Source organism: Patescibacteria group bacterium (genome assembly GCA_041649475.1).
Classification (GTDB): domain Bacteria; phylum Patescibacteriota; class Patescibacteriia; order Magasanikbacterales; family GWA2-37-8; genus JBAZNA01.
On the sequence record JBAZNA010000001.1, the window covers coordinates 550124 to 573977 of the forward strand.

At 41.1% G+C, this 23854-nt stretch carries 24 protein-coding genes; all 24 read left to right on the plus strand.

Annotated elements, in window-relative coordinates; translation table 11 throughout:
* Nucleotides 1–12 precede the first annotated feature (12 nt).
* The 24 genes from WC526_02670 to WC526_02785 all read left to right on the plus strand — a co-directional run bounded on the left by WC526_02670 (nt 13) and on the right by WC526_02785 (nt 23851).
* Nucleotides 13–300, plus strand: coding sequence for an AtpZ/AtpI family protein (locus WC526_02670; protein MFA5062023.1), 288 nt, complete (start codon nt 13–15; stop codon nt 298–300).
* A gap of 3 nt (nt 301–303) precedes the next feature.
* The gene (gene atpB, locus WC526_02675) at nt 304–1095 is read left to right on the plus strand and encodes a F0F1 ATP synthase subunit A (GenBank protein ID MFA5062024.1); all 792 of its coding nucleotides are present in this window, start codon (nt 304–306) and stop codon (nt 1093–1095) included.
* 143 nt (nt 1096–1238) lie between these two features.
* Nucleotides 1239–1457: an ATP synthase F0 subunit C gene (locus WC526_02680; GenBank protein MFA5062025.1), complete on the plus strand. Its 219-nt coding sequence runs from the start codon at nt 1239–1241 to the stop codon at nt 1455–1457.
* Nucleotides 1458–1514: 57 nt separating this feature from the next.
* Entirely contained in the window at nt 1515–2075 is a 561-nt protein-coding gene (gene atpF / locus WC526_02685; protein ID MFA5062026.1) for a F0F1 ATP synthase subunit B, read from the plus strand.
* 79 nt (nt 2076–2154) lie between these two features.
* Nucleotides 2155–2544: a F0F1 ATP synthase subunit delta gene (locus tag WC526_02690; protein MFA5062027.1), complete on the plus strand. Its 390-nt coding sequence runs from the start codon at nt 2155–2157 to the stop codon at nt 2542–2544.
* A 2-nt stretch (nt 2545–2546) separates the two neighbouring features.
* Nucleotides 2547–4034 (plus strand): F0F1 ATP synthase subunit alpha, encoded by a 1488-nt coding sequence (atpA, locus tag WC526_02695; protein ID MFA5062028.1) that lies wholly within the window; start codon nt 2547–2549, stop codon nt 4032–4034.
* 3 nt (nt 4035–4037) lie between these two features.
* Entirely contained in the window at nt 4038–5000 is a 963-nt protein-coding gene (gene atpG, locus WC526_02700; protein MFA5062029.1) for an ATP synthase F1 subunit gamma, read from the plus strand.
* Nucleotides 5001–5029: 29 nt separating this feature from the next.
* The gene (atpD, locus tag WC526_02705) at nt 5030–6397 is read left to right on the plus strand and encodes a F0F1 ATP synthase subunit beta (protein MFA5062030.1); all 1368 of its coding nucleotides are present in this window, start codon (nt 5030–5032) and stop codon (nt 6395–6397) included.
* Between the two features lies 1 nt (nt 6398).
* Nucleotides 6399–6824, plus strand: a complete 426-nt coding sequence (gene atpC / locus WC526_02710; protein ID MFA5062031.1) for an ATP synthase F1 subunit epsilon — start codon at nt 6399–6401, stop codon at nt 6822–6824.
* A 364-nt stretch (nt 6825–7188) separates the two neighbouring features.
* The gene (locus WC526_02715; GenBank protein ID MFA5062032.1) at nt 7189–7812 is read left to right on the plus strand and encodes a hypothetical protein; all 624 of its coding nucleotides are present in this window, start codon (nt 7189–7191) and stop codon (nt 7810–7812) included.
* Nucleotides 7809–9569, plus strand: coding sequence for an ABC transporter ATP-binding protein (locus WC526_02720; protein ID MFA5062033.1), 1761 nt, complete (start codon nt 7809–7811; stop codon nt 9567–9569). The genes WC526_02715 and WC526_02720 overlap by 4 nt, the downstream gene beginning before the upstream one ends.
* Nucleotides 9570–9589: 20 nt before the next feature.
* Entirely contained in the window at nt 9590–12556 is a 2967-nt protein-coding gene (locus WC526_02725; protein ID MFA5062034.1) for an ATP-dependent DNA helicase, read from the plus strand.
* 2 nt (nt 12557–12558) lie between these two features.
* The gene (locus WC526_02730; GenBank protein MFA5062035.1) at nt 12559–12849 is read left to right on the plus strand and encodes a DUF721 domain-containing protein; all 291 of its coding nucleotides are present in this window, start codon (nt 12559–12561) and stop codon (nt 12847–12849) included.
* A gap of 45 nt (nt 12850–12894) precedes the next feature.
* On the plus strand, nt 12895–13296 hold the full coding sequence (locus WC526_02735) for a hypothetical protein (GenBank protein MFA5062036.1): 402 nt from the start codon (nt 12895–12897) through the stop codon (nt 13294–13296).
* A gap of 3 nt (nt 13297–13299) precedes the next feature.
* The gene (locus tag WC526_02740) at nt 13300–14346 is read left to right on the plus strand and encodes a rod shape-determining protein (GenBank protein MFA5062037.1); all 1047 of its coding nucleotides are present in this window, start codon (nt 13300–13302) and stop codon (nt 14344–14346) included.
* 2 nt (nt 14347–14348) lie between these two features.
* Nucleotides 14349–15152 (plus strand): rod shape-determining protein MreC, encoded by an 804-nt coding sequence (mreC, locus tag WC526_02745; GenBank protein MFA5062038.1) that lies wholly within the window; start codon nt 14349–14351, stop codon nt 15150–15152.
* Nucleotides 15153–15157: 5 nt separating this feature from the next.
* Nucleotides 15158–15694 (plus strand): hypothetical protein, encoded by a 537-nt coding sequence (locus tag WC526_02750; GenBank protein ID MFA5062039.1) that lies wholly within the window; start codon nt 15158–15160, stop codon nt 15692–15694.
* Between the two features lie 9 nt (nt 15695–15703).
* Nucleotides 15704–17677, plus strand: a complete 1974-nt coding sequence (gene mrdA / locus WC526_02755) for a penicillin-binding protein 2 (protein MFA5062040.1) — start codon at nt 15704–15706, stop codon at nt 17675–17677.
* Nucleotides 17678–17744: 67 nt separating this feature from the next.
* Nucleotides 17745–18212: a transcription elongation factor GreA gene (gene greA, locus WC526_02760; protein MFA5062041.1), complete on the plus strand. Its 468-nt coding sequence runs from the start codon at nt 17745–17747 to the stop codon at nt 18210–18212.
* A gap of 7 nt (nt 18213–18219) precedes the next feature.
* Entirely contained in the window at nt 18220–19680 is a 1461-nt protein-coding gene (lysS, locus tag WC526_02765) for a lysine--tRNA ligase (GenBank protein MFA5062042.1), read from the plus strand.
* Between the two features lie 18 nt (nt 19681–19698).
* Entirely contained in the window at nt 19699–20103 is a 405-nt protein-coding gene (locus tag WC526_02770) for an adenylyltransferase/cytidyltransferase family protein (GenBank protein MFA5062043.1), read from the plus strand.
* Between the two features lie 8 nt (nt 20104–20111).
* On the plus strand, nt 20112–21365 hold the full coding sequence (serS, locus tag WC526_02775; GenBank protein ID MFA5062044.1) for a serine--tRNA ligase: 1254 nt from the start codon (nt 20112–20114) through the stop codon (nt 21363–21365).
* A 4-nt stretch (nt 21366–21369) separates the two neighbouring features.
* Nucleotides 21370–22386: a hypothetical protein gene (locus tag WC526_02780; GenBank protein ID MFA5062045.1), complete on the plus strand. Its 1017-nt coding sequence runs from the start codon at nt 21370–21372 to the stop codon at nt 22384–22386.
* Between the two features lie 424 nt (nt 22387–22810).
* Nucleotides 22811–23851 carry a tyrosine-type recombinase/integrase gene (locus WC526_02785; protein ID MFA5062046.1) on the plus strand — a complete coding sequence of 347 codons (1041 nt, stop codon included), beginning with the start codon at nt 22811–22813 and terminating at the stop codon, nt 23849–23851.
* Nucleotides 23852–23854 lie beyond the last annotated feature (3 nt).

Genomic DNA, 23854 nt, shown 5'->3' on the forward strand with positions numbered 1-23854 from the left:
TTTTAGTAAAATATGGTCGCCCTTAAAAAACTATCTATGGACGAACAGAAACCGCAAAAAACTACCAGCCGCGAATACTATCTGTTTGCGTTTAAGATACTTGGCGATTTCGGCATCTCAATTGCAGTTCCGGTAGTCCTATTCGTCATAATCGGCCATTATTTAGACGGCAGATACAACACAACACCGTTATTTACAATCCTGGGCTTTGTCCTCGCCGCTCTTATCACTATAAAGATTATAAAAAACAAAGCCACTTTATACGGAGCCGAGTATAAAAGAATGAACGATAAAAAATAATATATGCAATTGCCTACATTGTCAGCGGAAGTCCTTTTCCACATTGGGCCGCTGCCAATCACTAATACAATTTTAAATGTCTGGATTGCAATCGCAATTTTTCTAATAGTAGGTTTGATTTTACGCAAAAAAATAAATTTAAAACCGGGCAAATTACAAAATTTTTGGGAATATTTTTTGGAAATTTTATTGGGATATTTTGATCAGGTAACCGGCGATCGCAAAAAAACACTGAAGTTTCTGCCGCTGGTCGGTTCGGTTTTCTTCTTTATTCTGCTCTCAAACTGGATGGGTCTTCTTCCCGGTACCGGCAGTATTCATATTGGTGAAGCGCCGCTGCTCCGCCCGGCCAACACCGATCTAAACCTCACCGCGGCCATGGCTATTTCTTCGGTGGTAATTTCTCATATTTTCGGGCTGATCACAGTCGGATTTTTTACCTATATCAACAAATTCATCCAGATTGGCACGTTTATCAAAAGCTTGCGCAAAGGGCCGGTGGCGATTTTTACCGCGATTATAGGATTAGCCGTGGGGCTTATAGAGATTATCAGCGAATTTGCTAAGGTTTTATCACTGTCATTAAGGTTGTTCGGCAATCTGTTTGCCGGAGAGGTCCTGATAACCGTTATCAGCAGCATTATTGCTCTACTACTCCCAACACCGTTTATGGTGCTGGAAATGTTGGTCGGTTTAATTCAGGCCAGTGTATTTACCATGCTAACTTTAGTATATTTAACAGTTGCCACATCACCGCCGCACGGCGAACATGCTGAAACGGAACACGCGCATTAATTTTTTTATTTATTAATCATATTATTTTTCCTTCGTCTGAAAAATAATATTAAGAAAGGTCAAAAAATATATAAGTTGTATATATTCTAATTCGTTCGGAAAAAGTTAAACACATTTAACTTTTTCTCTCACTCATTACGAATATGGATCACGCATCAATCGTGACATTAGCAAAAGGTATAACCATGGCTATCGGCGGTTTTGCGCCGGCTCTAGCCATTGGTATGCTGGTTGCCAAGGCCATGGAAGCCATTGGCCGCAATCCGGAGGCCTCTGACAAATTATTCGTGCCAATGCTCTTGGGCGCCGCTTTTGCCGAGTCAATTGCCATCTATTCTTTGGTTGTAGTGTTTACTTTGTAATTTTCCCGGCCAGATCTATAAAGGTCTGGCTTGATAAAATTATTTAAAAGAAAAGATATGATATTTATCAACACAGCTTTAGCCGCGGGTGCGGAGGCAGCAGCCGAGGCCACTTCGTCAAGTGAAGGCGTTTTAGCTTCTCTTGGCATAAATGGCACCTTGTTTATTTTTCAGCTGATCAACTTTGCCGTTGTAGCCATAATTTTGTGGTTTTTGATTTTAAAGCCGTTGACCAAAAAAATGGCCGAACGCCAAAAAATGATTGACCAAAGTATTGATAATGCCAAAAAAATTGAAGCCAATTTAATCATGAGCGATAAAAAATATCAGGAACGCATTGATCAGGCCAAAGTTGAAGCCAATAAAGTGATAGACAAAACCCAGGCCGAGGCCTCTAAACTAGGTGAAGAATTAAAAGCCAAATCAAAAAAAGAAATTGAGGGCTTGATTGATCAGGCCAAAAAGAACATTAAAGTTGAACGGGAAGAAATGCTGGGTGAGGTAAAAAAAGAGGCAGTCAATCTGGTGATTGAGGCCATTGCCAAAATTTTACCGGAAAAAATGGATGGGACTAAGGATCATAAATTAATTGAGGAAACAATCAAAAGCTTGAAGTAAAATTATATGGGCTACGCCCATATAAGCTCATTCGTTCGAAAATGAAAATAAATTTTCATTTTGCTCACTCATTTCGCTTATGAAAAAAACCAGCAATAAACAATACGCCAAAGCGCTTTTTGAAGCGACCAAAGGTATGTCAGCCCATAATCTGACTGAAATTGTGAATAGTTTTTTGGGTATTTTGCAAAGAGATCACCGCTTAAAAAAAATTGAGTACATTATTGAAGAATTCGTAAAGTATTCAAAAAAGGCCGGAGGGATAAAAGAAATTGAAGTTGAATCGGCGCGCAAATTAGAACCGGTCACAATTGAGAAAATACGAAAGGTTTTTGGCGCCAAATCGGAAATTACCGAAACAATAAATAAGGACTTAATCGGCGGCTTGCGCCTGAAAGTTGATGATGTGATTTTAGACGCCAGCATAAAAAATCAATTACAAAGATTAAAACAAACATTAACTAAATAGATATGTCTACAAATTCCATAGTAGAGGAACTACGAAAAAATATTGCCCAATTTCAAAAAGAAGTTGCCAAAGAAGAAACCGGCAAAGTTATTGAAGTTGGCGACGGCATTGCCCGCGTTTCCGGCTTAACCAAATGCCAGGCCAGTGAAATGATTGAATTTCCGGGCGGAACCTTTGGTTTAGCTTTGAATCTTGAGGAAGAAACCATTGGTTGTGTGCTTTTGGGTGAATACGAACACATTAAAGAAGGGGATATTGTCAAAAGAACCGGCAGAATTTTGTCCGTACCGGTGGGCGAAGAGTTAATCGGCCGCGTGGTCAACCCATTGGGTTTGGCTATTGATGGTGGCAAGGAATTAAAAACCAGCAAATTTTATCCGATTGAAAAAATCGCTCCGGGCGTTATGGCCCGCCAGCGGGTAAGCCAACCTGTCCAAACCGGTATCAAAGCCATTGACGCTATGATCCCAATCGGACGCGGACAGCGCGAACTTATAATCGGCGACCGTCAAACCGGCAAAACCGCCGTGGCCATCGACACTATCATCAACCAAAAAGGCAAAGACATGATTTGTGTGTATGTTGCCATTGGTCAAAAAGAATCAAAGGTTGCCCGCATTGTGGCCAAACTCAAAGAGACCGGCGCCATGGATTACACCATCGTGGTTGTTGCTGGCGCTTCCCAGCCCGCTTCTTTGTCATACATTGCCCCATACGCCGGCGTGGCTATGGCTGAATATTTTATGGATCAAGGCAAGGATGTGTTGTGCGTATATGACGACTTATCCAAACAGGCCTGGGCCTATCGTGAAATTTCACTATTGCTTCGCCGACCACCGGGACGCGAGGCCTACCCCGGCGATGTATTCTACTTACACTCTCGTTTGCTTGAACGTGCTTGCCGACGAAACAAAGAAGCAGGCGGTGGCTCAATCACCGCTTTGCCAATAATTGAAACCCAGGCCGGTGATGTGACTGCGTATATTCCAACCAATGTGATTTCCATTACCGATGGTCAAATTTTCTTGGAAACAGATTTATTCTTTCGCGGCATTCGTCCGGCTTTAAACGTCGGCATTTCCGTATCGCGCGTCGGCGGCGATGCTCAAATCAAACCAATGAAAAAAGTTGCCGGCAAGTTAAAATTGGCTATGGCCCAATTTAGAGAACTTGAGGCCTTTGCCCAATTTGCCAGCGACTTGGATCCGGAAACCAAAAAGCAAATCAGTCGCGGACAGCGCATTACTGAATTACTAAAACAACCACAATATCAGCCGGTGCCGGTTGAAAATCAGGTGGTTGCCATTTACGCCGTAAATAATGGCTACTTTGATTCTGTTGAAGTTAAAGATGTGCCGGTTGCGGAAAAAAAGCTGGCTGATTTCATGAATAAATACAAAAAACCATTACTGGAAAAAATCGCCAAAGGCGAATGGGATGAAAAAGTTGAGGCCGAATTAAAATCGGCCTGTGAGGAGTTTAAAAAGTAAACTATGGGGGTAAATACCAAAGCAATCAAGCGCAGAATAAAATCAGTCGGCAGTATTGAGAAAATCACCAAAGCCATGGAAATGGTTGCCGCCGCCAAAATGCGCAAAGCCGTATCAGCCGCGTTAGATACCAGAACCTATGCGACTCTGGCTTGGGATTTGCTGGTAAATTTATCAATCACCCAGAAAGCAGTTTTGCCTTTATTGGATATTCGGCCGGTAAAAAAATTACTGATTATTTTGATCACCTCAAATAGGGGCATGTGCGGCAGTTTTAATTCAAATATTATCAGAAAAACCGCCGAGCAATTAAAGAATCCACAAAATATCAGCAAACAAAGAATAAAAGGCGTGGATGTCAAACCCAGTGAAAAAGTTGAAGTTGACGTGGTTGGAATTGGCAAGAAAGGCGCGGATTTTGCCAAAAAGATGGGAGCAAATTTAATCGCGTCTTTTACCCAGCTTTCCGACACCCCCACCTTTGAAGATGTCATGCCGATTTCCCGAATGATTATAGAAGAATACGAAAAGAAAAATTACGACAAAGTGGTGGTGGCTTATACGGATTTTAAATCAACCATTGCGCAAGTGGCTAAATTGCGCCAGGTCTTGCCGATTTCCGAAGTTGATTTAGAAAAAATGATTAGTGAACTGGGGCAAAACAAACCTGAAGAAAAAGTAAAAGAAGATTCAAAGCAACTAGCTCTGCGCCATTATCTATTTGAACCGAACAAAGGTGAAGTTTTAAAAATTATTTTACCAAGATTGGTGGAGACACAGATTTATCAGGCCATGCTTGAATCAAACGCCAGTGAACACAGCGCCCGGATGATGGCTATGAGAAACGCGGCTGACGCGGCTGATGATATTATTAAAGAGTTAGAATTAAACTTTAACAAAGCCAGACAGGCGAGCATCACCCAGGAAATTGCTGAAATTTCCGGTGGAGCCGCCGCGCTGGGATAAATAAAAAATCAATTTAATATCAAAACTTTATGAACAAAGGAACCATTTCACAGATTATCGGTGTAGTAGTAGACGTGCATTTTCCGGAAAATTTGCCGGGCATTTTTAACGCTCTGGAAGTGAAAATGCCAAACGGCGAAACCCTGGTGCTGGAAGTGCAACAGCATTTGGGCTCAAACATGGTGCGAACCGTGGCTATGAGCACAACTGATGGTTTACAAAGAGATGCCGAAGCAGTTGATACCGGCGAACCTATTTTAGTTCCGGTTGGGCCAACCACTTTAGGCAGAATGTTTAATGTCACCGGCGCGCCAATTGACGGCTTGGGAGAGGCCAAGGAATTAAAGAAGTATCCAATTCACCGCAAAGCTCCGACCTTTAAACAACAATCAACCAAAACGGAAATTCTGGAAACCGGTATTAAAGTTATTGACTTGATTTGTCCGTTTTTGAAAGGCGGAAAAATTGGCTTGTTCGGCGGCGCCGGCGTAGGAAAAACCGTAGTTATCCAGGAACTGATCAGAAACATCGCCCAGGAACACGGTGGTTATTCAATGTTTGCCGGAGTAGGCGAGAGAAGCCGTGAAGGAAATGATTTGTATAAAGAAATGAAAGATTCGGGTGTGCTGGCCAAGACCGCTCTGGTTTTTGGTCAAATGAACGAACCACCTGGCGCCCGCGCGCGCGTGGCTTTAACCGCCTTATCAATGGCTGAATATTTCCGCGATGAGGAAGGCAAAGATTTATTGCTTTTCATTGATAATATTTTCCGTTTCACCCAAGCCGGTTCAGAGGTTTCGGCTTTGCTCGGACGCATGCCATCAGCCGTCGGTTATCAACCTACTTTGGCCAGTGAAATGGGCGGTTTGCAAGAACGCATCACTTCAACTGAAAAAGGTTCCATCACCTCTGTACAGGCCGTTTATGTGCCAGCTGATGACCTTACAGACCCGGCTCCGGCCACAACCTTTGCCCACTTGGACTCAACCGTTGTATTAAACAGGTCTTTGACAGAGTTAGGTCTTTATCCGGCCGTGGATCCGTTGGACTCAAATTCAACCATCCTTGATCCCAACATCGTCGGTGAAGAACATTACCGAACCGCCCTTGAAGTGCAAAGAGTGTTGCAGAGATATAAGGACTTGCAAGATATCATTGCCATCCTGGGTATGGAGGAATTATCCGATGACGATAAAATTATTGTTCAGCGCGCCAGAAAAATTCAGAGATTCTTGACACAGCCATTCTTCGTTGCCGAAACATTCACCGGCACTGAAGGCAGATACGTAAAATTGGCCGACACCGTGCGTGGCTTTAGAGAAATTTTGGACGGCAAGCATGATGACAAGCCGGAACAGGCATTCTATATGAAGGGTTCAATTGATGATGTAAAATAATATGCTCAAGTTCAAAATCGTTACTCCGGAGAAGACGGTTTATGAAAACGACATCTTTCAGGTTTCTATCCCGACAATGGATGGTGAGATTACCGTGCTTCCACAACACATCCCTTTGGTTTCCATCCTTAAAGCCGGGGAGTTAAAAATCAAAGACAAAGACGGCGACAATGCCATTGCCGTCTCCGGCGGATTTTTGGAAGTGCGCGGAGAAAATGAAATTGTCATTTTAGCCGACCATGCCGAAAGAGCTGAAGAAATTGATGTTGCTAAAGCGGAGGAAGCCAGAAAACGCGCCGAACAGCAGATGAAAGAAGCTGTGAACAAACAGGATGTTGATTATGCCAAATTACAGGCAGTGATTGATAGAGAGATGAACAAAATCCGGGTGGCGAAGAAGTACAAAAATTTGCCACAGATGAAGTAAATTACTTGTGGATAAAATTACTAGTTGACAAATTAGAGAGATTGTATAAAATATATTCAATTACTACATGCATACAGGCCCATAGGTCCACCAAAATGGTCATCTCAACAGAGGTGGCTATTTTGTTTATCTCTCTTGCGCCCCCTTTCCCATTTTGCTATAGTACACCTGTCTATTTTTAATCCATAATCCATACATTTATGGAAAAATGCTCTAAATGCGAGATGCCATTAGAGCACGAAGAGGATCGCTGTATCTGCAATGATGCTCTTTGTACCCATTGTTGTGAATGTGATGCCGGTTGTGGTTGCAGTTGCAAACCAGAGTAATTTCTTCCACAACTTAACGGAAAATCCATAATTTTATGGATGTTTTTAAAGTATATAAACGGCTTTACAGGATTTACGGACCGCAGGGGTGGTGGCCGATTATTGGAAATACTGATAAAAACTGCCATGATCCGTATTTTGAAATCGCCGTTGGCGCTATTCTAACCCAAAATACCGCGTGGAAAAACGTGGCCAAAGCAATTTCCAATTTACACCAAGCCGAACCACTAAAACCCGAATTAATTCTAAAATTAAACACCAGAAAACTTCAAACCCTGATCAGACCGGCCGGATATTACAAACAGAAAACTAAAAAGCTAAAAATATTCTGTCGCTGGCTGGTTGAAAATTACAATGGCGATCTGACTAAGTTAAAAAAATACCAAATTAAAACTGTCCGTGCCAAACTCCTTGATCTGTGGGGGATTGGCAAAGAAACCGCTGATTCAATTATTTTATACGCGCTAAACAAACCAATATTCGTTATTGACGAGTACACACGCCGATTGTGCCACGCCTACAATATAAGTTTTCCCGAATATGATGATTATAGACATTTTTTTGAGACAAATTTAAAGAAAAATAAATCAGCCAAATTATTTCAAGAATATCACGCACTGCTGGTTGCATCAGGGAAAGAAAAACATAAACACGTATGAAGGACAACACTAAACAAACACTCAAAATTTATTGGCGGCATATCAAACAATTTAAAGTTGCTGGTCTTATTGTATTTATTTCCATGATAGCTGTGTCTGTAGTTAATATAATCATACCACTATATTACAAAACTTTTTTTGACGCTTTAGCCAGCGGATCAAGCCAAGATGCCGTCGTTAAAATTTTAATTAATACCCTTATCGCTATTGGCATCTTAGAACTTATTCAGTGGCTAATATGGAGAATTGTAAGTTTTGCCGATACGCACTTTACATCGGAGGTCTCGGCGGCACTCTCAAATAGTTGTTTTAAATACTTACAAAAACATTCTTTCAGCTTTTTTAATAATAATTTCGTGGGTTCACTAACAAAAAAAGTGAGTCGATTCACCAGAGCTTTTGAAAGTATTTCGGATATAGTGGTGTTTAATTTAATGCAACTTGCAGTTAGTATAATAGCCATAATTATTATTCTTCTTCAAAAAAATATCTGGGTAGGCATAGGCATGGTTATTTGGATTGTGGTTTTCATGATAATTAATATTGTCTTTTCCAAATATAAACTAAAATATGATCTAAAACGTAACGAAGCCGATAGTAAAATAAGCGGATTACTAGCTGATACCGTAACAAATAATGTTAACATCAGATTATTTGGCGGCTACAATAGGGAGCTTAAAAATTTTGATAATGCGATTCAAAATTTTAAGAAGTACAGAGTTAAAACTTGGAATTTAGCCAATATTTTTGAAGGTATACAAGGTATTTTATCAGTTGCGTTAGATATCGGCATTTTTTATTTAGCAATTGTGTTGTGGAAAAAACAATCCTTAACCATTGGCGATTTTGTGTTAATCCAATCATACTTAGGTATTATAGTGTCAAGGATGTGGGATTTTGGCAGAGTTATAAAAGCGGTCTATGAAAACTTAGCCGATGCCGAAGAAATGACTGTGATATTAAACACCCCGCATGAAATAACGGATATACAGAATGCGTCAAATCTAATCGTCAAAGAAGGTAAAATTGAATTTAAGGATGTCAGTTTTAACTACAATGAAACCAGAAAAATTATTTCTAAATTCAATCTAAAAATTGAACCAAAAGAAAAGGTGGCTTTGGTGGGCCCGTCCGGAGCAGGGAAGACAACCATTGTCCGGCTACTGTTACGTATGTACGACGTAACCGGGGGAAAAATTTTAATTGACGGTCAAAAAATTTCCAAAGTAACCCAAGAAAGTTTGTGGAAAAATATCAGTATGGTTCCACAGGATCCAATTTTGTTTCACCGCAGTTTGTTGGAAAATATTAGATATGGAAGACCAGAGGCAACTGAAAAAGAGGTAATTGAGGCCGCCAAACTGGCTCATTGTCATGAATTTATCAAAGAAACGGCTGACGGGTATCAAACATTCGTGGGCGAACGCGGCATCAAGTTATCCGGTGGTGAAAGACAGCGCGTGGCCATTGCCCGGGCCATTCTTCATAACGCCCCAATTTTGGTCCTAGACGAGGCCACCTCCAGTTTGGATTCAGAGTCCGAGATGCTCATCCAAGACGCTTTAAACACCCTTATAAAGGGCAAAACAGTGATTGTGATAGCCCATCGGCTGTCCACTATAATGAAAATGGACAGAATTGTGGTTATTACCGAAGGCGGCATTGCCGAGGAGGGCAGTCATAAAATACTTCTAAAAAATAAATCAGGAATCTATAATCGCCTCTGGCAGGTTCAAGCCGGCGGATTTATCGCCTAAATTAAACGCCTACATAAATTATGAGTGAAAAAAAACTAAACCCATCCCAAAAACAAGCCGTTGAATACACCTCCGGTCCGCTGATTATTGTCGCCGGAGCCGGCACCGGCAAAACCACGGTCATCACTGAAAAAATTTGTTATCTGATTAAAAACAAACTGGCCAAACCGGAGGAAATTTTGGCTTTAACTTTTACCGATAAATCAGCCGCGGAAATGGCCGAAAGAGTGGATGGTATGATTGAAATCGGTTATCTTGATCTGCAAATCTCAACCTTTCACGCCTTTTGCCAAAAACTTCTAGAACACCACGCCATTGATATCGGTTTAAGCAACCAATTCAAACTTCTTACCGAAACCGATGCCTGGATGCTGATGCGCAAAAATTTAGATAAATTTAACCTGGATTATTACCGCGCACTGGGTAATCCGTCTAAACATATCCACGAACTTATTTCCCATTTTTCCAAATGCAAAGACGAGCTTATCTCGCCTCAAGAATATCTTGATCATGCCGAGAACCTAAAAATGGACAAAGACGACATGAATACCGAGGAAAAAAATCAGCTTTCGGAAATCGCCAATGCCTATCACGCGTATAATCAATTATTACTGGATAATAACGCGCTTGATTTTGGCGACCTGATTTATTATGCCCACAAGCTTCTAACTCAACGGCCGCTGATTTTAGACGCTCTGTGCAAAAGATTTAAATATATTTTAATTGACGAATTTCAAGACGTGAACTGGGCGCAATACCAGTTAGTGCAAATGCTGGCAGGGGATAGTGCAAAGGGGTTAACAGTGGTGGGTGATGATGATCAAAGCATTTATGCCTTCAGGGGCGCTTCGGTCTCAAATATTTTAAGATTCAAAGACGATTTTCCCAAAGCCAAAGAAATTGTTTTAAACGAAAACTATCGCTCCAACCAAGGGATCCTGGATTATGCCTATAAACTAATCCAAAACAACAACCCGGATCGCCTGGAAGCCAAATTAAAAATTGATAAAAAATTGAAATCAAATTTAACTGGCGCTGTTGATGCTGAAAAATCCGTTGTACACATTTCGTGTTCAACTCTTGATGATGAGGTAAAGGCGGTGGTAAAAGAAATTTCTAAATTAAAAAAAGCAGACAAAGACGCCACCTGGGACGACTTTGCCATTCTAATCCGCGCCAACAACCACAGCGAGCCGTTTATTTCCGCCTTGGAAAAAACCGGCATACCCTACGAATTTCTGGCCGCCGCCGGATTATATCGCCAGCCGGTTGTTTTGGACGTAATCAACTACTTGAAGCTTCTGGAAAACTATTGTGAGTCGTCCGCTATATACAGGATGTTATGTCTGCCGTTTTTACATTTTGATGAACATGATATACAGAAAATATCATACTGGGCCAAACGCAAGGGTACATCATATTATGAAGCTATAAAACGGGCCCAGGAGGTTGGACTTTCCAAAGAAGGCGTCATTATTTGCGATAAAATTTTAAATCTAATTCATACTGGATTGCAAAAAGTCCATCATGAAAAACCGACCATTGTTTTGTATGAATTTTTAGAGCAGAGTGGCTATCTGGAATATTTAACAAAAGAAGAAGACCGTGGCAACAGGGAAGTGATCAGACAAATTTATCAGCTGAAAGAATTTTTTGAGGATATCGCCAATTACGAATCAGTCACGCCCGGCGCTAACACCAGCAATTATTTAGAGCACTTAAACTATATTTTGGAGTCCGGTGACCGAGGAGCAATGTATCAACTGTCGGACACGCCCGATTCCGTAAATATTATCACTGTGCATAAAGCCAAAGGCCTGGAATTTAAATATGTTTTTGTGGTCAATTTAGTTGAAGACAGATTTCCGGCGCGCAAATATGGCGAATCAATTGAAATTCCTACTGAACTGGTCAAAGAACAGTTACCGGAAGGGGACAGCCACTGGCAGGAAGAACGCCGTTTGTTTTATGTGGCCATGACCCGCGCCAAAAACAGATTATACTTAACCAGTGCCAATGATTATGGTGGAGTCAGAAGCAAAAAAATCAGTCGCTTTTTAGACGAGCTTGGATTTAAGGTAGGGGATGTGGGACAGGGGTCAGCGTTACTTTTTGTGAAGCGTGAGAGCGGAACAAAAAGTCATGCTGACTCTGTCCCAGAAGTGGGATCAGCTCAATTCAAATACGAACTTCCCAAGGCCTTTTCCTTCTCTCAAATCAATATCTACAACGACTGTCCATACAAATACAAACTGGCACATATAATAAGTATTCCCACCAAGGGCAATGCCGTTTTCAGCTTCGGACAAACCATGCATAGCACCATGCAGAAGTTTTACCAGCGGATTCAGGAACTAAACAAGGTGGAACAGGGCTCGCTGTTTAATCAGGTCGCTCCCACCCCCAAAGATGATAAAATTAAAGTCCCAACCCTGGATGAACTTATAAAAATATATGAAACCTCCTGGATTGATGAATGGTATAAAGACAAAATACAAAAAGACGCTTACTATAAAAACGGTAAAGATATTCTAAAAATATTTTACGAATCAGAAAAAGACAACTGGACCATTCCGATTGCTTTGGAAAGCAGGTTCAAAATCAAAGTGGGGGAGTACCTGATCAGCGGACGGATTGACCGCGTTGATCAGCTCAAAAATGGTACTTTGGAAATAATTGATTATAAAACCGGCGTCAGCAAAGAAAAAATTGAGGGAGATGATAAAAATCAATTATTGATTTATCAAATGGCGGTTGAACAGCTCGCTGAATACAAAAATTTTGGATCTTTAAACCAACTGACCTTTTATTATTTAAATGACAACCTAAAATTGTCGTTCATGGGCACACCCAAAGAACTGGAAAAACTTGAAGAAAAATTGATTAAAATTATAGACAAAATTCATGCCGGCGATTTTACCGCCACACCCAGCCAGTTTGCCTGCCAGCATTGTGATTTTAGGGATATCTGCCAATACAAAATTTAAATATGCGCTCGCTTAGCGACATCCTGAATAACCATTTTAAAAATTCGCCACTTAAACGAAATGTGGAAGCGTCAATTGTGGTTGAAGAAGCCAACAGAATTATCGCGGAACTCTTGGGACAAGACGCGATCAAATATGCCCAGGCCGTTTATGTAAAAAACCAGATCCTCACCATTGCCTGTTTAAGCTCGGTAATCGCCCAGGAAATCAAGCTTAATGAACCGGTTATTTTGGCCAAAATAAAGGAAAAAGCAGGGGAGCGGGCGGTTCTAAAGATAAGATACTTATCCTAGCTTGCCAAAAGGCCTGTAACAAGCTAGAATAAATACACAAGAATTATGTCTCTAAGGGCTTATTTAATCATAATGACCATCGGCGCCCTAATCTGCTGGCTGGCTTGGTTTTTTGTAGTCGGCAGTATTGATCCCAGCTCTGCCGGCACCATTGGATTTATTTTCTTTTACGCCAGTTTGTTTCTGGCTCTGACCGGTTCATTTGCCATCATCGGATTTTTAATCAGAAAAAAAATTGTAAAAAACGATGATGTGGTATTTCACCATGTAAAGCACACCTTCAGACAGGGAATTATTATCGCCGCGACTTTAATTATCGCTTTAATGCTCTTGCAGGCAAAACTGCTGGCCTGGTGGAACGCAATCCTGCTTTTGCTTTTATTCTTTATCATGGAAAGTATTATATTTACCGGCCGTAAATACAACAATCGGGATATCGCGCCATAACATATGTTTAAAAACCTGTTTGAACGATTCAGAAAAGATATCGGCATTGATTTGGGCACTGCCAACACCCTTGTTTACGTAAAAAACCGGGGCATTGTTATAAACGAACCGAGCGTGGTGGCCGTCAATACGCGCACCGAACAAATTTTGGCGGTTGGCAACGAAGCCAAAGAAATGCTTGGCAAAACTCCGCCGCATATTGTCACCACCCGACCTTTGGTTTCCGGCATCATTTCAGATTTTGAAGTCACGGAAAAAATGCTTAGATATTTCATGGATAAGGTCTACGAAGACAGTATGAATTTTATGACCAGGCCGCGCGTGATAATCGGCGCGCCGCTTGAGATCACCGAAGTGGAAAGAAAAGCTATCATTGACGCGGCCACCAATGCCGGGGCCAGAGAAGTCATGATTGTGGAAGAACCAATGGCCGCCGCCATCGGCGCCAGAATGCCGGTGCGCGAACCGGTGGGAAACTTTGTCGTTGAAATCGGCGGCGGTACTTCGGAAATCGCGGTAATTTCTTTAGGGGGAATTGTCACTCATAAATCCCTGCCCATTGCCGGCGATGAACTTAACCGCAACATCATCCAATACGCCCGCGATGTCTTTAATCTCCTCTTGGGTGAAAAGCAAGCCGAAGAAATTAAAATAAAAATCGGTTCGGCCGTGGAACTTAACGAACCTATGCAATTTCCAATGCGCGGCCGAGATCTGGTAACCGGCTTGCCCAAAGAAATTATGATTAGCGACTCTCAAGTCAGAGAAGCCATCACCAAATCACTGCGAACAATCATTGAAAATATAAAAGCTACTCTGGAAATTACTCCGCCGGAACTGGTGGCCGATATCCATGAAAGAGGAATTTTAATTTCCGGCGGCGGCGCGCTCCTGCGCGGATTTGACCAACTGATTGCCCGGGCCGCCGAAATCCCGGTCCGAATCGCCGATGATCCGCTCACTTCAGTAGTTCGGGGCGCCGGCATACTGCTTGACGAGGATGAACTTCGCGATGAAGTTATAATAAAACCGGAAACAAGAAGGGCCTAAATATGCTTTCTAAAAATACTGGAAGAAATTACATTCTTTTGGGGGCAATATTGGTATTGCTCATTTTTTTTCATTACTTGGGCTGGCTGACCGCGGTAGAATCGGGACTGCGTAAAATCTTGATGCCCATCCCCACCGCTTTTAATAACATAAGGATCAGCATCAGTAATGCCCAAAATAATTCCAAAGACAAACAAGACCTGATTAATTTGTATAATACCTGCCTGGCCAACGGTCAAAAAAATGCGGTTGACGGCGCCCGGTTATTAACGCTGGAACAGGAAAACGCGACCCTGTTAAAACAGCTTAATTTTTTTAACAGCCATAAATACACAATGGTCAGTTCAAATGTTATCGGAAAAAATGACAGTTTGGAAAATATGATTATGATTGATGCCGGACAAAGCGCCAACATAAAAGTAGGGGAGCCGGTAATCGTGGGAGAAGGTATTTTGGTGGGCACAATTGCCAACGTGCAAAAAGACGTATCCATGGTCCGTTTAATCAGCGATAATCAAAGTAAGATCGCCGCCACCATCTTAAACAAAGATAAAAGTTTGGGCGTAGTTGAGGGCGGCTACGGTTTAAGCATAAAAATGAATTTCATCCCGCGCGACGAGGCAGTGATAGTCGGAAATACAATTATCACTTCCGGATTAGAGGAAAATATTCCCCGCGGTCTTTTAATCGGTGAAGTTGCTGCCGCCGAAAATGAGGCCTATCAGCCGTTTCAACAAGCCATCCTGACCCCGATTGTGGATTTATCAAAACTCACCGAAGTCAGCGTTATTACTTCAAATCAATAGAGCTTATGAAGCTTGCTTGGGCCATATTGTCAAAATTTTTAATTATTCTGTCAATTCTGGTTCTGCATTTTTTGATTATAAATTTTTTGCCATATCCAATTAATCATATCAATATAATTTTTCTGTCTTTGCTTTGGCTGATCATTTTATACCCCAAGCAAAATATTTTATGGATCGCTCTGGCCGTGCTCTATATTTCCGAACTGTTCACCAGCATGGCTTTCGGCACAAGCAGCATAGCCATGCTAATCAGTTTATCGGTCGTCAGCTGGTTTCTTTTTAATATTTTTACCGATCGGTCTTTCCCGGTCATAATTCTCTCATCGGTCATCGGTTTGATTTTATACCGATTTTTATTCTTTCTTTTTTTAATTTTTTATAATCTTTACGCGCACCAAAACCTCCTGCCCGGCAAAGAAATTTTAGTTGACGTCTTGTGGGAAGTTTTTTTAAGCTCGCTGATACTCTCGGTCATTTATTTAATCAGCTGTAGATTCAGCCGGCGTTTAAATCCGAAGTATATTGATATCCACTCCTCCTAAACCAAACTTATGGATAAAGGCCTTTTTGAAATCAAAAGCAAAATAGACAAGGGTGATCTGCCCGGTAAATATTCAAATTCCTGGATTGAGGACTCTTTTGATTTTGAAAAACCGATTGGTAAACAAATCAGTTTGTCGCAAACTAAAAATTATTTAGGAACAAGCATCACCAATAAGAAAATTTTATGGTTAAGTATTATTATGATAGTCGGTTTGGTTATCATCTTCGGCCGCATTATCTACTTACAGGTTATCAGAGGTGATTACTACCGTTCTTTAGCCGAAGGCAACCGCATCCGCTTGGAGCCCATACCTTCGCAGAGAGGCATTATTTTTGACAGAAACCGCAACGAACTGGTACAAAACGTCCCGGAATTTTCCTTGGCGATGGTGCCACAGGATCTGCCCAAAGATTCAGCCCAGCGTGAAACTGTTATTGATGACACGGTAAAATTAAGCGGAGTTTCCAAAACACAAATCACCGATCTCCTAAAAAAATACGGTTCCTACAGTTACGCTTCGCTCGTGATTAAAGAAAATCTTGATTACGAAACTGCACTCAAACTTTACATAGCCAGCGCGCAGCTGCCCGGCATAGTGGTGGAAAAGGGAAGTAAACGAAAATACGCGATCAACAATGATTTATCAACCCCGACCAGTTCTTTGAGCTTGAGTCATTTATTAGGTTATCTGGGAAAAATCAACGATGATGAATTAACCGCGTTTAAAGATAAAGATTACCTGCTTTTTGATAATATCGGCAAAACCGGATTGGAAAAAACCTACGAATCTGCCTTGCGCGGCGCTTACGGAGTTGAACAGGTTGAAGTTGACGCTCTCGGGCACGAGCAAAATGTTTTAGCTGAAAATTCTCCCGAGCCCGGTAAAAATTTAATCCTGGCTATTGACGCCGAGGCCCAGGTGAAAATGGAAAATTTAATTAAAGCGACGCTTAAAAAAATCGGCAAAGGGGGAGCAATAGGAATAGCCATGGATCCACGCGACGGTTCAATTTTGGCCATGGTCTCTTGGCCGTCGTTTGATAATAATGAATTTTCCGGCGGCATTTCTGTGGATAATTATAATAGATATCTGAATAATCCAAATGATCCTTTGTTTAATCGGGCCATAGCCGGAACTTATCCGTCCGGATCAACCGTTAAATTAATTATTGCCGCCGCGGCTCTGCAAGAAAAAATCATTACTCCCAATACCGCTTTTTTAAGCACCGGCGGTATCCAGGTTGGCCAGTGGTTTTTTAGGGATTGGCTGGCCGGCGGACACGGCGTAACCAACGTTACCAAGGCCCTGGCTTGGTCAATTAATACTTTCTTTTATTATATCGGCGGGGGTTATAAAAATTTCGTCGGCTTAGGCGTGGACCGGTTGGTCCAATATATGAAATCTTTTAACCTGGCCAAACAGACCGGCATTGATTTGCCCGGAGAAGCCAGTGGATTTTTACCAAGCAAAGAATGGAAGCTAAATACCAAGGGCGAATCATGGTATATCGGTGACACCTATAATCTTTCCATCGGACAAGGCGACCTATTGGTCACACCTCTGCAAATGGCGGTTTGGACATCGGCCGTGGCTAATGGCGGCACAGTTGTCCAGCCGCATTTGGTAAATAAAATTGAAGATCCGGTTACTGGTCAAACCACGGTGTTAACTTTTGCCAGAACATCCACTATGATATCTGACAGTAATTTAGCGGTCGTGCGCCAGGGTATGCGGGACTGCGTCACTTATGGCAGTTGTAAAATGCTGCAATCCTTGCCCTTTTTGGCCGCCGGCAAAACCGGAACGGCACAATGGAACAGCACTAAAGATAATCATGCCTGGTTTACTTCTTTCGCTCCCCTTGATCATCCGCAGATTGTAGTGACGGTAATGATTGAAGAGGGGAAAGAAGGCAGTACTATTTCCGAACCAATCGCCAGGGATTTTTTGGCTTGGTGGGGCGCTAAATATCTTAAATAAAAATGACTTTAAATTTTACTTTATTCGTGATATAATTTTTAGATATACATACTAGAACAATGAAAATATGTCTGACAAAATTCAATATCTTACAGCCGACGGCTTAGCTGCTTTAAAAAAAGAGCTGCAGGAAATAAAAGACACGCGCATTCCGGAAATCGCCGCCAGAATAGATGAGGCCAAACAACAGGGCGATCTTTCTGAAAACGCCGAATATCACCAGGCCAAGGATGATATGGCTTGGGCGCAGGGGCGCCTGCGACAATTGCAATATATTTTGGATAATGCGCAGGTGGTTGAGTCATCCGGAAAAAACAAAGAAACGGTCATTGTGGGCAGTACGGTGGTTGTAAAAATAAACGAAAACACAAAAACCTACACCATAGTCGGCCCGCAGGAAGCCAACCCGCTGGAGGGCAGAATTTCCAATGAATCCCCGCTGGGCGGATCGTTTATTGGCCGTAAAATAGGGGATAAAGTTGAAGTGCAAACACCGGCCGGAACACAAATTTATCTGATTTTAGAAATAAAATAAAAATAGTATGACCAACCAATTGAGCGAAGAGCAGGTTAGGTTAGAACGCTTAGCCAGTTTAGAGAATCAAGGCATAAATCCATATCCTGACCACTGTGACCGTAAAAACACAACTGCTGAAGCAAAAAATAGTCCGACCGGCGCCAAGGTTGTGGTCGCCGGCAGATTAATAGCAAAAAGAGAAATGGGCAAAATTTGTTTCAGTCATATTCAGGATGAGTCCGGCAAATTGCAAATCGCTTTTTCCGAAAAAGAACTGGGCAAAGATGGCTATAAATTTTTTCTAAAAAACTACGACCTGGGCGATTTTGTTGAAGTTACAGGAGAAATGTTTACTACCCACAAAGGAGAAATAACGGTCCTGGCCAAAAAATATATTTTACTGGCCAAAGCGCTCTTGCCCTTGCCGGAAAAATTTCACGGCTTGGCCGATGTTGAACTGCGCTATAGGCAAAAATACCTTGATCTGTTGGCCAACGAGGAAGCAATGAAAATTGCTAAAATGCGCAGTGCAATTGTGCGTAACCTGCGCGCTTATTTTGACGACAAGGGCTTTATTGAAGTTGAGACCCCAATCTTACAATCATTATACGGCGGGGCCGCGGCTAAACCCTTCATTACCCACCACAATGCCCTAAATGCGGATTTTTATTTACGCATCGCTCCTGAATTATATTTAAAACGATTAATTGTCGGCGGACTGGAAAAGGTCTATGAAATTGCCAAGTGTTTTAGAAACGAGGGGATTGATAATAATCATAATCCGGAATTTACGCAGATTGAATTTTACTTGGCCTATGCAAACTACAACGATTTGATGGATTTAATTGAAGAGCTTTTGCCTAAAATTATAAAATCGGTTGATTTGTCTTTAAAAATGGAAATCAACGGACAAAAAGTTGATTTTACGCCGCCGTATCCAAGAGCAACCATGCGGGAACTAATAAAAAAATACGCCAAGATTGATATTGAAAAATATCCCGACCAAAAATCATTATTTGCCCAGGCCAAAAAACTCAAAATAGAGGGTATCAACGCCAAAACCGGTTACGGAAAATTGGTGGATGAGATATACAAAACATTTGTGCGGCCGAAAATTGTTGACCCGATTTTTATGATTGATCATCCGGTAGAGCTGTCGCCGTTGGCCAAAACCAAACCTGATAATCCCAAATATGTTGAGCGGATGCAACTTCTGTGCGCGGGCGGAAATGAACTGTGTAATGGTTTCTCTGAATTAAACGATCCGATTGAACAGGAAAAAAGATTTAAAGAGCAAGAGAGGTTGCGTAAAGCCGGGGATGAAGAGGGGATGCCTTATGATGAGGATTTTATTATTGCTTTAAAACACGGCATGCCGCCGACCGCCGGCTTGGGTATGGGCATTGACCGGTTGGTAAAACTGCTCACCAACTCTCAAAATTTAAAAGAAGTGATTTTGTTTCCAACCTTAAAACCGGAAAAATAATTTACGCTTATATTGATTATGAAAAAAGTGATTGTTTTCGGCACGTTTGACATCATTCATCCCGGCCATATTCACATGCTAAAAGAAGCCAAAGAATACGGTGATTATTTAGTGGCGGTAATTGCCCGGGATCCGATTGTCTGCGAAGTAAAAGGCAAACTGCCGAAATATAATGAAAATATTCGCTTGGAAAACGTCCAAAAACTGGGTATTGCCGATAAGGTGCGTTTGGGTTGTCTGGGTGAAAATAAATACCAGGCCATTGCCGAAGAGAACCCTGATGTGGTGGCTCTGGGCTATGACCAAAAGGCCTTTGTGGACAATCTGGCTGATGCCGTAGATGAGCATGTGCAGATTGTTAAATTACAGCCGTACATGGAAGACATTTATAAAAGTTCAAAATTAAAAGAATTAACTACTTAAGGGCTAATATGCTAGACATTAGATTTATAAAAGAACATAAAGAAGAAGTGAAAAAAAATTGCGCGAACAGAAATGTAAAAATTGACATTGACAAACTTTTACAATTGGACGAAACCAGGCGAAAAATTTTAAAGCAGGTGGAAGATCTCCGCGCTCTGCGTAATGCCAAATCAAAAGGCAAACCGACTGCTGAAGAAATAAAAAAAATGCGGGAAGTAGGGGAGGAGATAAAAAATTTAGAAACAGAATTGGAAAAAGCCGTAACCGCTTACCAAAATTTGCTTTTGGCCGTGCCTAATTTAACCCATCCGGACAGTCCCATCGGCGGAGAAGGGGACTTTAAGGTTGTTTATAAAAACAAAGAGCCAAAACCATTTAAATTTCCACCAAAAACTCATGAAGAATTACTGACAAATTTAGATTTAATTGATTTTGAACGCGGAGCCAAGGTGACGGCGGCAAAGTTTTATTTTCTTAAAAACAACATGGTGCGTTTAAACCAGGCCTTGATAAATTACGGTATTGATATTGTTACCAAGCACGGCTACATGCTTGTAGAAACACCAGACATGGCGAAAAACGACATTTTGGAAGGAATCGGTTTTAACCCCAGAGGCAAAGAAACACAGGTGTATTCAGTTGAAAATACGGACTTAAGTTTGATCGGTACGGCCGAAATCACTATGGGCGGATTCCATGCGAATGAAGTTTTGGATTTGTCTAAAGGCCCGTTAAAATATGTGGCGCTTTCACATTGCTTTCGCACCGAAGCCGGCGCTTACGGCAAGGTCAGCAGGGGTTTATACCGGGTGCACCAATTTACAAAACTGGAAATGTTCATCTATTGTAAACCGGAAGACAGTGAAAAACTTCATAAAGAATTACTGGCAATTGAAAAAGAAATTGTTAATGGTTTAGAGATTCCTTATCAGGTAATAGATATCGCCAGTGGAGATCTTGGCGGACCGGCCTTCCGTAAATATGATCTTGAGGCCTGGATGACCATGAAGGGTGAAGGGGATAAACAGGGTGATTATGGCGAAATTACCTCGACCAGCAATTGCACCGACTATCAGGCGCGGCGATTAAATATCAAATACCGCAAAGAGAATGGATCTGCTGAGTATGTTCACACTTTAAACGGCACCGCGGTTGTTTTAAGCCGATTTCCATTGGCTATCGTGGAAAATTACCAACAGAAAGACGGCAGTGTTCTGATACCAAAAGTTTTAAGGAAATATTGCGGTTTAAAGAAACTCTAAAGGCATGCGTCATTATAAATCAGAATATACCTTCGCCAAATACAAACCTTACCAAAATCCTTGGAAAAGGTTTTTTGGTATTTTTAAAAGAAAAAAACAAAAAAACTTTTATCCGGTAAGAAGCACCCCCGCCTATAAAATCAATCCGTTTAAAAAAAGAGAAAAGAAACCCTGGACAGCCGGAAAGATAATCGGCATGATACTTGTCATTCTGGTCGTTGTTTGGGCTGGCATGTTAGTTTATATGCCTTTTTTTCGCATAAATAAAATTGAATGCTCGGGATTTAAAAATATTAACGAAGAGGAGGTAGATAATTATATCAAAACAACTTACCTGGATGGCGGCAGAATTTTGCCGGCAAATGATTATTTTTTGGTTGACGTTGATAAAATTCAGAAAGGACTAAGTGAAAAATTCTCCGTTCAATCTATTTTTGTAGAGAAAGTGTTTCCAAACTTATTAAAGGTTAAAGTAATAGAGAAACAATCATCCTTGATATATGACAACGGACAAAAATATTTTTTGCTTGACGATGGGGGATCGGTTATTAAATATTTAGCCGATGTTGAAAAAACTGAATTTCAAATTGTCACCACTAGTATTTCTATACCGACTAATACACCGGGGACGCCAGTTATGACTTCAAGTACACCAACTACCACTGTGCATATTCCTAATTTTAGTAAAATCAAAAATCAGTTTGGTTCTTTCCCCATACTGTATGATGAACGCGAATTAATTGTCACGGAAAAACAATTAAATATTTTATCAAGCGATATTATATATTTTATCGCCTCATGGTATAGCGACCTGCCCAAGCAGGGGATAGAGCCGCAGTACTTTGTTCTGGATAATCTTAATTCCGGTATTTTAATTAAAACAAACAAACCGTGGAATATCTTTGTCCAGCCCGGCAATAATTATACTCCCCAGCTAAATAATTTAAAATTATTTTTAAAAACAATTCATCCAAAAGAATACATTGATCTAAGATTTGGAGAGAGGGTGTACTGGAAGTGATGGGAGACCACACCAAAGGCGGGTAGGGGTGTGGATAAACCCATTTGACTGAAGATATAAAGAAATATATAATTGAGTATAATATCCCTTACACTCAATTATTATATAGGGTTTTAAGCCAAACCAGCAAATATGACGATTTCTTCCCGATTTAACTATTCTTATAAGATTAAAGATTTTCTTCAGAAAAATATTTTATACTTCTCCGGATATATATTATATATATTTGTATATATAATTAGATTTTTTTCATTCAGATTTGATAAATTTTTGATCACAATTTCACCCCTGATATGCTTTAGGCCGGTTTATGCCCCTTTTGAGGGTTTTTCCGCTTGTTTAAGCCATTTCAAAGTCATTATCTTGGCTAACATTAGCCAAAATATGAGCGTAACGCATTTAAATCGTTTTTAAAGGCCTTGATATGAAAAGAGGTATAAACACTCGTCTTGATAAGGAAAAAACGCCACATGAAAGCTCTGTGGCCGCTAAGACAACAACTGTAAGAAGGGTCGGGGAGATGTTATATCCACTTCCCTACCTTGATGATTTTATTTTAAACCTGCGCGCGAATAATCTTTCCGAAGAGACCGCGTATAATTATGATCGCGATTTAAAAACTTTTGAGAATTTTTTGAGTGAAGACGTAAAAAAAGATTTTACCAAATTAGATAAAACGGATTTGTTGCGTTTTAAAGCGTACCTGATGTCCACAGACCGAAAAACCTTAAAAAAGGGACCTTCAAAGAAAAAACTAAGCAGCTATTCAATAAATCGGGTACTTTCTGCCTTGCGCTCATATTTGAAATTCATGGAGGATATGGACCACAATCCACCCGTCTCCCCTGCCGCCGTAAAATTAATTAAAAACATAAAAAAGCACGGGCAGGTGCCGGAATTTACCGAGGTGATAAAAATAATTGAAGCGCCAATGAAATATGAAGATGATGAAAAGGTGGCCTTGCGCAATCGGGCCATGCTGGAAACATTATTTGCCACCGGCATGCGTATTTCCGAACTTTTATCACTCAAGGTCAACCAAATTGATCAAACCGGACGTATATATATTCTTGGCAAAGGAAAAAAACAACGATTTGTATATCTGACCCCGCGGGCGCTGGAGCATTTAAAAAATTATCTGGCTAAACGCGCCAGCACTTCGGAAATGTTATTCGTCCCCTACCGCGGCCGCAATAATCAGGAAAAGAATAAAAAAATCTCGGCAAATTATTTACAATTTAAAATAAAAAAATACCGAGAGTTGCTCGATATAAATATTCCGATTAGTTGCCACACCCTGCGACACGGCTTCGCCACCTTCCTGGCAGAAAATGGCGCCAACCCGGCGGCAATACAAATTCTGCTCGGCCACGAATCGCTTGATACAACTACTCGTTATGTCCACGCTTCTGATAAGTTTGCCGAAAAGACCCATCATGATTTTCATCCATTGTTTGAAAAGTAAAGT

Excerpts from the sequence above, each read along its gene's own strand:
- greA (MFA5062041.1), top strand. The coding sequence starts at position 17,745 with ATGTCTGACAAAATTCAATATCTTACAGCCGACGGCTTAGCTGCTTTA.
- atpG (MFA5062029.1), top strand. The coding sequence starts at position 4,038 with ATGGGGGTAAATACCAAAGCAATCAAGCGCAGAATAAAATCAGTCGGC.
- atpD (MFA5062030.1), top strand. The coding sequence starts at position 5,030 with ATGAACAAAGGAACCATTTCACAGATTATCGGTGTAGTAGTAGACGTG.
- mrdA (MFA5062040.1), top strand. The coding sequence starts at position 15,704 with ATGGATAAAGGCCTTTTTGAAATCAAAAGCAAAATAGACAAGGGTGAT.
- WC526_02740 (MFA5062037.1), top strand. The coding sequence starts at position 13,300 with ATGTTTAAAAACCTGTTTGAACGATTCAGAAAAGATATCGGCATTGAT.
- atpA (MFA5062028.1), top strand. The coding sequence starts at position 2,547 with ATGTCTACAAATTCCATAGTAGAGGAACTACGAAAAAATATTGCCCAA.
- WC526_02690 (MFA5062027.1), top strand. The coding sequence starts at position 2,155 with ATGAAAAAAACCAGCAATAAACAATACGCCAAAGCGCTTTTTGAAGCG.
- atpC (MFA5062031.1), top strand. The coding sequence starts at position 6,399 with ATGCTCAAGTTCAAAATCGTTACTCCGGAGAAGACGGTTTATGAAAAC.
- lysS (MFA5062042.1), top strand. The coding sequence starts at position 18,220 with ATGACCAACCAATTGAGCGAAGAGCAGGTTAGGTTAGAACGCTTAGCC.
- WC526_02680 (MFA5062025.1), top strand. The coding sequence starts at position 1,239 with ATGGATCACGCATCAATCGTGACATTAGCAAAAGGTATAACCATGGCT.
- WC526_02785 (MFA5062046.1), top strand. The coding sequence starts at position 22,811 with ATGAAAAGAGGTATAAACACTCGTCTTGATAAGGAAAAAACGCCACAT.
- WC526_02750 (MFA5062039.1), top strand. The coding sequence starts at position 15,158 with ATGAAGCTTGCTTGGGCCATATTGTCAAAATTTTTAATTATTCTGTCA.
- WC526_02770 (MFA5062043.1), top strand. The coding sequence starts at position 19,699 with ATGAAAAAAGTGATTGTTTTCGGCACGTTTGACATCATTCATCCCGGC.
- serS (MFA5062044.1), top strand. The coding sequence starts at position 20,112 with ATGCTAGACATTAGATTTATAAAAGAACATAAAGAAGAAGTGAAAAAA.
- WC526_02670 (MFA5062023.1), top strand. The coding sequence starts at position 13 with ATGGTCGCCCTTAAAAAACTATCTATGGACGAACAGAAACCGCAAAAA.
- WC526_02715 (MFA5062032.1), top strand. The coding sequence starts at position 7,189 with ATGGATGTTTTTAAAGTATATAAACGGCTTTACAGGATTTACGGACCG.
- atpB (MFA5062024.1), top strand. The coding sequence starts at position 304 with ATGCAATTGCCTACATTGTCAGCGGAAGTCCTTTTCCACATTGGGCCG.
- mreC (MFA5062038.1), top strand. The coding sequence starts at position 14,349 with ATGCTTTCTAAAAATACTGGAAGAAATTACATTCTTTTGGGGGCAATA.
- WC526_02725 (MFA5062034.1), top strand. The coding sequence starts at position 9,590 with ATGAGTGAAAAAAAACTAAACCCATCCCAAAAACAAGCCGTTGAATAC.
- WC526_02720 (MFA5062033.1), top strand. The coding sequence starts at position 7,809 with ATGAAGGACAACACTAAACAAACACTCAAAATTTATTGGCGGCATATC.
- atpF (MFA5062026.1), top strand. The coding sequence starts at position 1,515 with ATGATATTTATCAACACAGCTTTAGCCGCGGGTGCGGAGGCAGCAGCC.
- WC526_02735 (MFA5062036.1), top strand. The coding sequence starts at position 12,895 with ATGTCTCTAAGGGCTTATTTAATCATAATGACCATCGGCGCCCTAATC.
- WC526_02730 (MFA5062035.1), top strand. The coding sequence starts at position 12,559 with ATGCGCTCGCTTAGCGACATCCTGAATAACCATTTTAAAAATTCGCCA.
- WC526_02780 (MFA5062045.1), top strand. The coding sequence starts at position 21,370 with ATGCGTCATTATAAATCAGAATATACCTTCGCCAAATACAAACCTTAC.